This is a genomic window from Geomonas oryzae (assembly GCF_004117875.1).
GTDB classification, from domain to species: domain Bacteria; phylum Desulfobacterota; class Desulfuromonadia; order Geobacterales; family Geobacteraceae; genus Geomonas; species Geomonas oryzae.
In genome coordinates this window covers 488546-502005 of the sequence record NZ_RAHW01000004.1, presented here as the reverse complement: position 1 = coordinate 502005, position 13460 = coordinate 488546, and the positions used below count along the sequence as shown (strand labels likewise).

Genomic DNA, 13460 nt, shown 5'->3' with positions numbered 1-13460 from the left:
GGGTGGAATCTCTTCGACCGCCGAACCTGGCGTGAAAAAAAGTGGGAATATGACCTCCGGATCAGAATGGGGTTCCCAGATTCCAGCGGATTGCAGCGACGAAAATTGGGGGTATCTGGGGGTATAAATTTTGGCATTTTTTTGCGTTTTACTGAATGATTTCAACTTAATCATGTATAGTGAGATTCCCGCCACCTCCACCAACCTCCGCCAAGGGTCCGGTTGGCTCTTCGAGCCATCCGGACCCTTTGTTTTTGGCGGAGGTTGCCCCCCGTAGTTGCCTGGCTGCGCCAGGCGTTTAACGAAGGGGGGCCTAAGCTAGTTTGAAGATGTCTTACCCAAAAAAAAGACCGGGCGTGTCGTTACGCCCGGTGCCTTGGTTTGTAGATGTCCCCCCGTAGTTGCCTGGCAACGCCAGGCGTTTAACGAAGGGGGGCCTCAAGCTAGTTTGAAGGTGTCTTACCCCCCAAAAAACAAACCGGGCGTGGTTTTACGCCCGAGTCTAACTTTTGCTAACATCAACCATCGGGGCGTGCCTTTACGCCCCAGCCGCTGTTTCCTGACTCACCGCCCTACGCCCTTGCGGGCGTGACTTTACGCCCGCCCCCTTGCCCCTTGCGCAAAACAAAGTAAACTCCCCACAAACCGCGCCAAGGAGCCCCCCATGAAATACGTCTACTACCTCCAAAGCATCCCCCACCCCGACCAACACTACATCGGCCTCACCTCCGACGTAGCCAAACGACTCGCCTCCCACAACTCCGGCCAATCCCCGCACACCGCAAAGCACCGCCCCTGGAAGATCCTCACCTACCATGCCTTCGCCGACGAAGCAAAAGCCGCCGCCTTCGAGAAATACCTGAAAACCTGCTCCGGCCACGCCTTCAGGAAGAAGCATTTCTAGCACAAGTCCCGCCCCCTCCCCTCCTCGCCCCGCAGTTACCCCGAGAACGCCTACCCACATAGCAAATCAACATCCCCCGTTTAAGACCCAAAACACAGCCAGTTAGCATATTTCCTACAAAAATTACTTGAACAGAAGATTCCTTTAATTTAAATTGCCAAAGCATCCCCAGTAAATGACTCAGCAGGGCTAGGGAAATTAGTCGAAGAAAGTTGAAAACCCACCGGCTGCGGCACAAGGTATTCCCTGAGCTCGCCGTTGTGCCTTGAGACGGAAAGATATGATCATAAAAAGGAAAGAGTCTTTCACAAAAGACTTCAAGAAAAGGCATTCCCTGCGATTTCACATGAGTGCAATCCTTGTTGCCACAGCCCTATCAGGAGTCTTGGCCTCAAAGCTCTTCCTCTTTCTTAAAGTCGACAACCTGGTAATCAGGTACCCCCTAGCAGTCCTTTTCGCTTACCTAATCTTCTTCCTCTGCATCAAATTGTGGCTCTGGTACGTTACTCCCAGAAAAGAGACAAGGTCCAACTGCACCGACTGGCTCGACATTCCGACCCCATCATCGAGCGGTTCCGGAGGTGGAGATGTCCCGTCATTTGAAGGTGGCGGCGGTGAGTTCTCAGGAGCAGGAGCCTCAGCATCATTTGACGCCCACACCACCATCCTTTCAGAAACCCCGATAGCCACTATTTCAGAAGGATCCTCAGGGATTGCAGACGGAGTGGGCGACGCTGTCGGAGAGGCGGCAGGGGCACTGGGAGAAGAAGGCGGCCTAATAGGCATCGTCGTCCTAGCAGTCCTTGCAGCCGTTGTAGCCACTATCCTGGGCAGTGCCATCTACGTGGTTTCAGAAGCTCCGCTTATCCTTTCCGAAGCTGCATTTGAAGGTCTACTGGCCGCATCACTTGTCAAGAAAGCCAGAGTAATTGATGACGAGGACTGGATCGGCAGCATTTTCAAAACGACGTGGAAGCCTTTTGCGACGACATTGACAGTGGCCCTCATCGCCGCGTTCATTTTGCATGTGTATTTTCCTGAAGCTAAAAAGCTTTCCGAGATCCTATCCCTTTAGTGGGACAGGGGGCACAGGTTGACCGTGAGGTCGATCGCATGGATATCACCGACATGGAGGCAACGCTCAGTGCGGTGCCCCCTGACGCGCCGAGCACTATGGAAGGAGTTCCGACATGACGCACGAACGCCAGTTTCGAGCAAGAAGCTTCACAAAAACTTCGCTGCTGGGCACGGCATTGCTGATGCTGCTCTTGTCGCCGATGCTTAGCGGCTGCAGCAAGCGCACCGTCTATAATTCCATCATCGAGCACGAGCGCAGCAATGCAAAGCTCGTCGCCAAGACGGAAATCCTGAGCTACGGAAAAGTAAGCTACCTCACGAACACGACCACCGGGAACCGAACGCCGATCGTCATGCTGCACGGTTTCGGCGGCGAAAAGGACAATTGGGACAGATTCTCCAAGAAGTTGACCGATGACTACCGGCTCATCATCCCCGATCTTCCCGGGCACGGCGACAGCTTGCAGGACATGTCGCTGAATTACGGAGTCGAGGAGCAGGCAAAGCGGTTGAAACAACTCCTCGATGCGCTGGGAGTGAGGAAGGCGCACCTGGTCGGGAACTCCATGGGGGGCGCCATCGCGCTTCGCTTCACATCACTTTATCCGCAATCGGTTCTCTCGCTCTCCCTGATGGACAGTGCGGGTGCCGTGAAGACGCCGAGTGATTTCGACGCCCTCGTGAAGGCCACGGGCAAGAACCCCTTCATGGACGTACGGACTTCTCAGGATTACGAGAGCATGATGAAATATCTGTTTGTGAAACCGCCCTACCTGCCTGGGTTCATCGTGGACGTCCTCGTGGAGGAAAAGGTGAAACGGAAGGCCCTGGAACAGAAGATGTTTCGCGACATCATGGCCGATATGGACCAAACCGCGATGCTGTCGTCCGTGCATGTGCCTACACTCGTCATCTGGGGCGCCCAAGACAGGGTCACCCACGTGGACGACGCCGAATTTCTCCGCCAGAAGATATCCGGTAGCCGAAAGGAAGTGCTCGAAGGCGTCGGCCACTGTCCGATGATCGAGAAGCCGGATGTCACCTCGGAACTTTATCGTCAGTTCCTGCAGCAAAGCCGCAGCTTATGAAACACTGGCAAGCAGAACGGAGCGAACAGGCAGAGGAGATGCAGGTAAGATAGGAGGGACAGGGGACGTTGTCGTAGAAGAAGGAGTGGATGGAGAGTATCTACACATACCGGAGGTTGTTTAATGGACCAATATAGTGAAGAAGTCGCTAGGGCTTACAAAATCGCGGGGGGCAGCGGGGGACGTTGTTGAGATTTTGACTTTCCGTACATTACTGTGTGGTCCCTACTGACCAAATCTCAAAATCTCAACAACGTCCCCTCATAACACAAGCGCTCCGCTACCACTAGCGCTTGTAGCGTGCAAGCCTTGCACTGAATTATCAAATGTGGACTCCACTCGACTCTTAACCAACAGACTTATCAAGCAGCTACCTCAGCCTTGCTGCCAGTGTCCAGTCCATTTAGTTCCTTCTAAAAACCAGCAGTGTCAGAAGCTCTGCAAACCAGCCACTAGGACGCCAGCACTTGTCGACATGATGGTCGAATTAATCGAAAGAACTTACCAAACAGCACACTAGGGCACCGCCTCAATGAAATTCTGCCGCTGGGTCTTACCATTGGCTCGAGTCTCGAGCGGAACTAAAGCAGATTCCTTTCTGCCCGCTGAAGAAAAGTGTACGCCCCCTCACCAAAGCCTCGGCCCACATCCCCTATTCAATCCCCACAGGCACAGGTTACCTGCATGTGTCCTGTAGCATAGATTCCTCAAGATTCTGCTGCTCAAACCGATAAACAACTAAATGCAAAGATCCGCACAGGGGGGCGAGGCTCCGGCACTAGCAAGGCATCGCTCCCCCTCTCCCGTAAGGACATTCTTCAGGCCACCGGGCAAAGCAAATCATGCTAGCCGGCAGCCAAAGAGAGAGCGCCAGCATCATAGTCGACTTTGCCCCCCAACCGGGACCGGCATAGCCATCGGACAATTACCATGCGCATAGCGCGTGGGTTTCTACGTCACACTAAATTGTGAGGAGTGCACTGATGAACCAAAAACATTCACTACGCATCAACCACCGCATCCTTGTATGGGCAGTTGCTCTAACTGTTGTTCCAGCCACGTCATTTGCAGCTCATGTCAAATTTGACCTCCCCGCAACGCCGCCAGCGTGTTCTGCATCAACGGTAAATCAACTCAGCGGGGCCGCTAGGCTGATGGCGGTTGTTGATAAGGGGTTCTGGAACAGATATGGACTATTTTATGATATTGAACACAAATGCACAGTGAAAATATATGTGGTTCCCGGGACCCAGTTTAAAGGTGAGTACCATACGCCTTTTGTTCAACGGCAAAAAGAGTTCCTCGTTAGAAGTGATCAGCCCGGTGCCATCTACAAGGTGGCTTCAAGGCAAATCCAAGGACAGCAGTGCTTCACAGACCTGGAGCAGCTGATTTCAAAAGAATCAAAATATGAAGACTACATTAAAGTCGTCGCCGCACGAGCCGAAGAAGCAAGACTCAACACCATTAAAATCATAAATCCAAAGTACGAAAAGGAAGACACCGTTCTCCGGTTGTCATATGACGGGATAGGTTTAAAGATAACCAACAAGAGCGGTGAGTTCGTAACCGTTTCGTCTGTATCGACCTACTACCAGGATAAAATCAACACACTTAGTAATCTAAATCTCGAGCTCCCGCCAGAAAGCACAGACACAAGTACAGTAACCTATTTTAAAATGTTTACTGATGAAATGCGGCGCTTAAGCTCTGTAAAAGTGAGAGATATTCCCACAACTAGTGGCACGTTAAGATTCGGCTTTGCCGTCAAATACCTTATTAATGGCACGCTTAAGAATTTTTACTCTGTGCAGGAGTACGACAAACAAGACCTTCTCGCAGGTATGAAATGACCCTTTAAGTTTACCTTCGGCAATCAGTACAGTGCTTTGAATGAAATCATAGTCGCCCATGAAGCAACTTTTCATGGGCGGACCTCAACAGCAGAAACGCGATCTGCGAGCAGCAGCAGTTGGAGACTTTAACTCTTCTCGATGACCAGCACCTTACTCTCGAAGATGTCAGCTGAGAGACAGGGGGGACGTTGTTGATATTTTGACGTTCCTTATGTTGCTGTGTGGTACTTGCTAGTTAAATATCAAATTCTCAACAACGTCCCCTCATGGCCAGGCGCCTCCCCCACAAAAGTCAAACTTCATCGTCCCGAGACGGCCCTAAAATGAAGTTGAGTAGCGACAGGACGCCGGGGCAAATCTCTGCCCTCTTACAATTAACTTTCCAACACTGCAAGCCTGACCCCAGCAATCCACAAGCCTGCCCCCAGCAATCCCTAAACAACAGCCGCACTCGATGATTCGGGCGCGGCTGTTGTCGTTATGCAGCGGCAAGCATAATAATCTAGAAATTATATCTAACGCATGATAATAACCTTGGCGGTGGTGCAAAAGAGGGAGGAAAGATGAAATCATTGACCGTTGCTGTCGTAATGTTGGCTTTGACTGGATGTGCTATGCCTTATGCGGTTGATGATCGAATAAGTCACAAGACAGCCTCTATCGTCAGAAACGATATAGGAGTACAAAAAAGGGTGCAACTAGCTGTGGATGATAGTCTTAGAAAGTTTATTTTAGTACAACGCCCTAGCAGTTTTACAGGAGGCGGGGTAGATACTATTATAAATGTAGGAGAGACATTGAGTGCCTATATCGACCAACTTTACGATAAGGTCTATGTCTTAGATCCGCCACAGGACATCAGAATCCTGATCAAGATGAAGGAAAGCAAGGCTGACTTCAAAGGAAGCGGCTACGCCTCATTTGCCTTCAAAGGGTACATGCTGGATTACTTCTTACTTGACACAGCCATTGACGTTGACTATCAAACTAGCAATAAAAAATTCACTAGGTCTTATAAATATAAGTCGGATAGGGAGCTGTCAACGCTGGAAATTGATACATTGAGCAAAGATGCCGCCATCAAGATAGTCCTAGAAGACATCGCACGGCAATTGGTCAAGGACATTGCGCAGGAGACAAAGTCACTGCAATAAAGGAGATCGGCACGAAACAGGCACGTGCAAAATTATCAGCATTTTGATAGAGAGAGGGACGCACACGAAATCATGCGTTACTTGTTGCTATAGACTCGGAAGGAGCGCATAAAACCATGGGCGTCCCCCTTTTCCTCAGACTCCCTCTGACAATTATTGGAGACAGCAGTGAGCATCTATAATCGAGAGGGGGCTTGGGGGTCAGGTCTTTACTCTTGCTCAAAAAGGCCGATTAAAAAGAGGATCTTACAAAAATATTGACGAAAGCTGTCCGGTCGCACCTGAATACTCAATGCACATGGGCGCACCAATGCCATCCACCTAGGGGTAGGGCGGGACGTTGGTAAGTTATGTAAGTTTTTAGGCGTGGAGGAGATGCCGAGACAGCAGAGTCCGACGTGAGTTTTATTTATCTGCTCACGAAAGGGCAGGAGCCACACTAGCTGTTTTGGCCAAGATAACCGACCGTTCTCACGTTGCCGTGATGCTCGCGATTGAAGAGGCAAAGAAGAACAGGCACGGGCGAGAATAAAATAACTTGCATAACTTACATAACTTACCAACGTCCCCCGGTGCTTTAGGACGCTGGCTGTATCTTGTTCAGAATCGGACTGGATACCTGACATTGGCTGTGCGCCACAAAGTGATCAGTGGGCCTACGAGACTTCGAGCAGGGTGGACTTGGCTGTGATGAAGTTATGAAACCCACAATGGCAAAAGGGGTGCCAATACCAGGGTAAGATTAAGGTGAATATGGAGATGGAATTTAATACTGCAAATCTTATTATCACAGGCCTTGTCGGTGTACTTGGTTGGCTGGTCGGTGCACGAAATGCTAGAACTGTTGAACATCAGTACCGATTGGATGCTACAACTTTCGCAGCTGACTGGCTGCGCGACTTGCGTTCATGGGCTACACAATCTATTGATGTTCTCAGTGAAGCAGTATATTGCATGCCATCAACTGTGGACACCCCACCCGATTCCGAAAAATTCCTTGTCTGTCGTTATAAACTTTCAGCGTTAATTGATAGCGGCCGTCTTCTCCTTCCAAACACTCAACATGAAGAGCATGGTGTCACTAAGCCAGTGGCATACAGGGGGGTGCGCCACATTGCACTTGATTGCCTCGTGGCTGCGGAGAATGTACTTGGTGGCGATCTGGACCCAAAAGATTTTGGGCTTAAATCCGCGAAAGATGCTTTGGTCGGTATCAAACGTGAATTTGTATCAATAATCCAAGAAATTCTTGACCCGCGTGAACAAAACCGTATCGTCGCTGATTTACTGGAGATTGCTAAAGGGCGTCACGCAAAATTAGAGTCTAGCTTGGGGCGAATGCTTACAACATTAAGCCCATCAAGGGATATAAAGTAGCATATACCAGATTGGGCTTGGGGGGCAGGTCTTTACTCTTGCTCAAGAGGATCTTACAAAGATATTGACGAAAGCTGTTCGGTCGCACCTGAACAGTGGGGCACAGAAATGTCAAGTAGTAAGCCCCGCCACCAGGCGCCCAGGCGCGAGCATGCCCGTCGAATCCGAACATTCGTAGGAGGTTAGATGAATAGGATATTGAAAGAGATGTCGCGCCACCTGGTTGTTTGTTTGATGATCACAGTTGTACCGATGGCCGCACATGCAAACGAAGTGGAGGTGAAGGTCAAGAACTTTCCGGATACGCAGCGTATCAAAGGAAGCGTCTCCATAGAAGGAACAGTGCGTCATGCGAAGAGTTTCAAAGTCGAAGGTGTGCTGGTCTCGCCGTCAAGGCGGAACGAAATCACCGAACTGATACCTGCCGGCATAGTTGAAACAGACGGGTTTACGTCGATATCCATTTCGCTGCAAGGTGAAATCAAAAGCAGCAATTTCATTCCAGGAGCCATTGGAGTGCTTCTCATTCCAGATGAGGAACCGATACTGCGCGCTCTTCGGGAGGCAAAACAGGTCCAATTCCCGATCGAGACCGTTTGCAACATCAAAAGCGGAGACTCGGAGTACTTCAGTTCCCCCCAAAGCAGTAATCGTGTAGCCTTCCCGAGGTACCGAGTTTACCTCTACGATACCCTGAACAGACCAGCAGAGGCGAATGTGTACCTTTACCTGACGAATTAGGAAGGCTAGGACTGGAGGGGACGGGGCTGGGGAAAGTTGGAGTCAGGCCTGCAATATTGTAAACTCGGTAGGAATGAGGTTTGACATTGCAACATCACAAGGCTGACACCATATCCGCAAATCTTACCCAGAATACAACAGTGCAGCCCCTTTGAGGTGGCAATGACCGGAGTGAACGAAAGACTGGGGAGTGCGGCTAAGGCGGTGACGTCGCGCTGGCCTTCGCTGTTCGCGCTGCTTGCGCTTGGCGGCCTTTATGCGGCATTGCCGTCCTCCTTGCTTCTTGGCGGTCCGCGCTGGCTTCTCCTCGCCATCGTCTCCGTGCTCGCCGTGCCGCTTGTCGTCACGCATTACAAAGGCGCTCACGAGTCCAACCAAGTGATCGGTTTCATCCTGAACGGCGTGGTGACGACAACCATGATCATCTCGCTTGCCTTGCTGATAAGAGCCCTCCCCCTCCACCTCGAAAAACCGCGGGAACTGCTGCAGTCCGCCGCGGCGCTTTGGGTATCCAACATCCTCGTTTTCGCCTCCTGGTACTGGAGGCTTGACGCCGGCGGCCCGCACAAACGGGCGAAGCGCCCCGATCACTCCAAGGGGGCGTTTCTCTTTCCGCAAATGACATTGCCTCCCGAGAGAAAACACGCTGCCGGGCTCAGCGAGTGGATGCCCAATTTTGTGGATTACCTCTTCCTCGCCTTCAACACCTCCACTGCCTTCTCTCCAACCGATGTTCCGGTCCTGTCACGTTGGGCAAAGGTCCTGATGATGCTGCAGTCGATGATCTCCCTGCTGGTGATCGCCCTACTTGCGGCGCGAGCCGTCAACATCCTCTGATCCCGGACGTATCCCTTCTGAATGCAGCGATGTGATATGCTGGACAGGAACGTGAGAACCACGTGGTGGCGCTGGAGGGAGGACACCATGAAAATAGAAACCGTTCCGGTTACCGGCAGGGAAAACAAGGAAGAGATTTCACCGATGCTGCGGGCGCTATCCCGGTTTTACGAGGCCCTAAACAGCAGGAACATGGTAATGATGGCGGAGAATTGGGCGCAAAACGACGAAGCCGCCATGGACAACCCGCTCGGCGGGATCAAGCGAGGGTGGGAGGAGATCAGGTCCGTCTACGAGCGGCTCTTCGGGAGCGCTTCCGAATATCACTTCGAGTTTTACGATTACACGCTCCACGCTTCGGGCGAGTTCTTTTACGTAGTCGGCAGAGAGCGCGGGGAATTGAAGACGGCCGACACTGTCCTCGAAATGCGGATCAGGACCAGCAGAATCTTCAGGCTGATCGACGGGCAGTGGCGACAGGTGCACCACCACGGTTCCATCGACGACCCCGAACTACTGGCCCGCTACCAGCAGGCTGTGCTCAGCGGGCCGCGGTGAATTAAGTTCCGACGAGCCAGGTACACGCGTCCCCTGGCGAACCCAGGCAACTAGGCACCCTTCACCCCTCCTCCCGCAATTTCGCCTTCCCAAAACCAGACGCTCCGTAACCTCAACTGACTGAAGTGACATGCGAAAAAGACGGAGATCCTTTCGTGATTTGACAGCTTCGCGGATCGTGCTATTCCTTATTGGCGGTTACTAATAATTCAGGAGAGGAGGTCGCCATGCCCGAACGGTACGATGTAGTGGAAACGAATTTCCGCAAGCTGAATTACCCCGAGTACTATATGGTCGTAAACGGTTTCGCCGATGCCCTTGATGCGCTCGAGCTGTATAACCTCAACCGGCCGGACCACATCGTTGCAGGCCAACGCTACAGAGAACACATCGTCACCATGAAGCAGCTGAGCATCGGCGCGGACCGGGGAGATTCCCTCTTACAGGTGCAGCGTCAGGAGGCAAGGGACCTCACCGATCTCGACATGTACTCCTCCATCAGCTACGTAAAGACGATCGCCATACACAAGAAGGACCCGACCATAATGCACCAGCTGAACCTGCCGCTCAAGGAAACGCACCACAAGATTCTTCGCAAACTCACCCCTAATAAGGCAGCGGAGATCCTGGTCGAGTTGCGACACCTGAGGAACGAGTCAGGGGCCATCGTCATCCTGGGAACCCACGTAAGGGGCGGCGGGCCGTACCTGATCAATATCTGCAAAGGGGAACCGGTCTCCGAGGAGAGCTGGTACAACCCGGGCGGCCATCACAAGACCTGCACCAAGATCATCCTCAGGAATCTTGACCCGGCGAACAGGTATTACGTCCGGCTGAGGACCGACGGTCCCGAAGGTCCGGGCAAGTGGTCGCAGCCGGTATCGATCATCGTCCTTTAACCCCCTCCCCTATCCCCACGCTTGGGCCTGCCGGCGAACCGGCAGGTCCAAGCCGCACATCCCTCCTCATCTCAGCGACCAGCAACTTCATCAATGCCCCCGCTCCGCCGTGAACACCGCAGTTCCAGCCGCTTATGAAGGAAAAGATCGCCGGTACGCGTTGAAACGCCCGGCCACAAAAACGAAGCCGCACAACTGCGCGACAAACACCGAAAGCGCGTGTTTAAATTCCGAAAAACAATTTCAAACACAGCGAAGAGGAGTTCAAACGACGGAAGAGACGTTTGAATTTCAAAAACAAAAATTGAACCGCAGAGAAATGAAAACAAACGCGCCGACCGGAGTTTAAATTTCGGGAAGGCGCGTTTAAATCACACTAAGATGAATTCAAAACGCGGAAGGGCGATTTGAAATTCGAAAAGAAAAAATCTCGCGCGACAAAATGAAATCAAACGCGGGAAGTCGCGCGAAATTTTCGCAAAGACGATTTCAAATCACGCGTAGGCGATTTGAAACTCGTGAAGCGACGTTTGAAATCCAAAAAGAAAATTTGAACCGCGGGAAGATGAAAACAAACGCACCGACCCGCGTTTGAAATTCGAAAATCAAATTTCAACTCGTGCAAGACAGGTTTCAAAACTCGGAAGCGCCGATTGAAATCCAGAAACGGAAAATTAACCGACGCCGCCTGACGAAAACAAAGCCTGCCCGCACCGCACGGGCGACACATGACCTGGATGCCCCAAGGTCTTCAAGCCGCCGCCGATGGTCGTGGCGTCGGGTTAGTGGTTGCTCGCGGATTAGCAATCTGATAGTTTTGAGCAAGGAGCGCCACAATGACGAGCATATATGACATACCGGTGCTGACATCCGGCGGAGAGACCAAGACTCTGGTCGAATACGAAGGAGAGGTCATGCTCATCGTCAACACGGCCAGCAAATGCGGCTTTACGCCCCAGTACAAGGGGCTTGAGGCTCTGTACCGGAAATACGCCTCACAAGGGTTCGTCGTGCTCGGGTTCCCCTGCAACCAATTCGGCGCACAGGAGCCGGGCGATGCTACGGAGATACAAAACTTCTGCTCGCTGACCTATGACGTCACCTTCCCCCTTTTCGCCAAGATCGATGTCAACGGCCCTGACGCTGCTCCGCTTTTTCAGTACCTGAAGACAGCTGCAAAAGGGGTGCTCGGGAGCGAGGGCATAAAGTGGAATTTCACCAAGTTCCTTGTCGACCGACAAGGCAGGGTTTTGGAGCGCTACGCACCCACGACCACACCGGAAAGCCTGGAAAAGGACGTCGAAGCAGCCTTGCAGCTGTAGAGCGTCTTCCTTTTGCGATGACGGAGAGACGCTATAGATGAAAGCCTCACATACTTTCTGGAACGACGCGAGCGTGCCGATCGTCGAGGTGAGGTACACCAGCCGGAGCGCGGAAAGCTACAAGGCGCACTGTCACCGCGAGTTCTGCGTAGGCGCCGTCACGGAGGGAAAGGCCGTGATGACGGTGAGGAACTCGACCTGCGTCTTGTCCCCCGGCCTTCTGGCGGTCATCCCTCCCGAAACGGTGCACAGTTGCAACCCTTCGGAAGGAAGCGCCCGTTCCTACCTCATGGCCTTTTTCGATGCGACGTGGTGCCGCTCGATCCAGGAGGCGCTCTTCGGCAGGCAGGAGCACTTCATCCCACCCGCCGATTTTCTCGTTGACAGCCGCACCCTCTACGACTCCTTCCTCGAACTCACGGAAATCCTGGCAGGCGACGCCCTACCCTTGGAAAAGACGGAGAGTGCTGCGCAATTTGCGAGCGAACTCTTTGCCGGCACCTGCGACCTGAAACTCCCGGCTCAGGTTAAGGTGCGGGACGGGATCGTTCGTGAGGTAAAGGAGTACCTGGAGCAGCGGGCGGATCTGAATATCACGCTGCAGGAGCTTGCGGTCGTCTTTCGCTGCAACCCGTATCACCTGCTGCGCACCTTCAAACAGGCGGTCGGACTCCCGCCTCATGCCTTCATGCTGAACGCCCGCATCGAAAGGGCGAAGCGGCTGCTGCTCGAGGGGATGGCGCCCGCCGGCGTCGCGGCGGAGACGGGATTCGCCGATCAAAGCCACTTCCACAAGACCTTCCGGCGCATCGTCGCCGCTACACCCCGCCAATACCGGCTCAGATCCGGCAAATAAGTCAATTTCGCACAATATTTCTCCGCCCGAAACGCGCTAACCTCCCCTGAAAAGCTCGGGAGGCCGCATGTCCAAATACCTTGTCGAATTCGCAGCGCTCGCTACGGCGCACTTCCTGGCCCTGATCAGTCCGGGGCCCGACTTCTTCCTCATCGTGGGAACTTCCGTCCGGGAGGGGGCTTCGCGGGCTGCGGGGCTTTGTGCCGGGATAGCAGCGGCAAACGGCGCCTACATCCTCCTTGCCCTTACCGGGTTCGCGTTCATCAAAGAAACCCCGCTGCTCTTCACGGCCATAAGAACGGCCGGAGCCCTGTATCTGGTTTATCTTGGAGTGATGCTGCTGAAGGCGCCGCGGCGCCCGGTCCGCTCACCGCTTGAAGCTGAGGCGGAATCGCGCGGCACCTGCGGGCGCAGGCAATTCGCAGCCGGCTTTCTCTCGGCCATCCTCAACCCGAAAAATGCCGTCTTCTATCTCAGCCTCTTCACCGTGATCGTAAGCCGCGACACGCCGCAGCCGATCCAGGCCTGCTACGGCTTATGGATGGTTCTCGCCGTCTTCTTTTGGGATCTGTCGATAGCACGACTGGCGGGAAGCGAAAAGGTGAGATGTCGTCTCGACCGACATACGCACTGGATCGAGAAGTGCTCGGGAGGGGCGCTGCTTCTTCTGGGGGCGGTTCTGCTGTTGCGGTAGTTAACGCTGACTGCAGACCAGCCGTACTGATGCCCGGCGTTACAGTCATCCTGTCATAATTACTTGACGGATTTGAATTAGGGCAATATAACCCACA

General features: G+C 53.0%; 13 protein-coding genes. All 13 read left to right on the top strand.

The annotated features are described in order from the left end of the window. Positions 1–664 precede the first annotated feature (664 nt). The 13 genes from D6Z24_RS13015 (at position 665) to D6Z24_RS12955 (ending at position 13363) form a co-directional block, all read left to right on the top strand. On the top strand, positions 665–904 hold the full coding sequence (locus tag D6Z24_RS13015; RefSeq protein WP_129127020.1) for a GIY-YIG nuclease family protein: 240 nt from the start codon (positions 665–667) through the stop codon (positions 902–904). A 280-nt stretch (positions 905–1184) separates the two neighbouring features. Continuing rightward, positions 1185–1979: a hypothetical protein gene (locus D6Z24_RS13010; RefSeq protein WP_129127019.1), complete on the top strand. Its 795-nt coding sequence runs from the start codon at positions 1185–1187 to the stop codon at positions 1977–1979. A 115-nt stretch (positions 1980–2094) separates the two neighbouring features. Then, positions 2095–3069: an alpha/beta fold hydrolase gene (locus D6Z24_RS13005; protein ID WP_129127018.1), complete on the top strand. Its 975-nt coding sequence runs from the start codon at positions 2095–2097 to the stop codon at positions 3067–3069. A gap of 983 nt (positions 3070–4052) precedes the next feature. Continuing rightward, a complete protein-coding gene (locus D6Z24_RS13000) occupies positions 4053–4922 on the top strand; it encodes a hypothetical protein (RefSeq protein WP_129127017.1) in 870 nt (289 codons plus the stop codon). A gap of 566 nt (positions 4923–5488) precedes the next feature. Further along, positions 5489–6079 (top strand): hypothetical protein, encoded by a 591-nt coding sequence (locus D6Z24_RS12995; protein WP_129127016.1) that lies wholly within the window; start codon positions 5489–5491, stop codon positions 6077–6079. A 759-nt stretch (positions 6080–6838) separates the two neighbouring features. Next, positions 6839–7456 carry a hypothetical protein gene (locus D6Z24_RS12990; protein ID WP_129127015.1) on the top strand — a complete coding sequence of 206 codons (618 nt, stop codon included), beginning with the start codon at positions 6839–6841 and terminating at the stop codon, positions 7454–7456. Positions 7457–7642: 186 nt separating this feature from the next. Continuing rightward, a complete protein-coding gene (locus tag D6Z24_RS12985) occupies positions 7643–8197 on the top strand; it encodes a hypothetical protein (RefSeq protein ID WP_129127014.1) in 555 nt (184 codons plus the stop codon). A 162-nt stretch (positions 8198–8359) separates the two neighbouring features. Continuing rightward, positions 8360–9034 (top strand): hypothetical protein, encoded by a 675-nt coding sequence (locus D6Z24_RS12980; RefSeq protein ID WP_129127013.1) that lies wholly within the window; start codon positions 8360–8362, stop codon positions 9032–9034. 87 nt (positions 9035–9121) lie between these two features. After that, the gene (locus D6Z24_RS12975) at positions 9122–9592 is read left to right on the top strand and encodes a YybH family protein (RefSeq protein WP_129127012.1); all 471 of its coding nucleotides are present in this window, start codon (positions 9122–9124) and stop codon (positions 9590–9592) included. Between the two features lie 227 nt (positions 9593–9819). Further along, positions 9820–10491 carry a hypothetical protein gene (locus D6Z24_RS12970; RefSeq protein WP_129127011.1) on the top strand — a complete coding sequence of 224 codons (672 nt, stop codon included), beginning with the start codon at positions 9820–9822 and terminating at the stop codon, positions 10489–10491. 836 nt (positions 10492–11327) lie between these two features. Then, positions 11328–11813, top strand: a complete 486-nt coding sequence (locus D6Z24_RS12965) for a glutathione peroxidase (protein ID WP_129127010.1) — start codon at positions 11328–11330, stop codon at positions 11811–11813. Positions 11814–11850: 37 nt separating this feature from the next. Continuing rightward, on the top strand, positions 11851–12669 hold the full coding sequence (locus D6Z24_RS12960; RefSeq protein ID WP_129127009.1) for a helix-turn-helix domain-containing protein: 819 nt from the start codon (positions 11851–11853) through the stop codon (positions 12667–12669). A gap of 67 nt (positions 12670–12736) precedes the next feature. Next, positions 12737–13363 (top strand): LysE family translocator, encoded by a 627-nt coding sequence (locus D6Z24_RS12955; RefSeq protein ID WP_129127008.1) that lies wholly within the window; start codon positions 12737–12739, stop codon positions 13361–13363. Positions 13364–13460 lie beyond the last annotated feature (97 nt).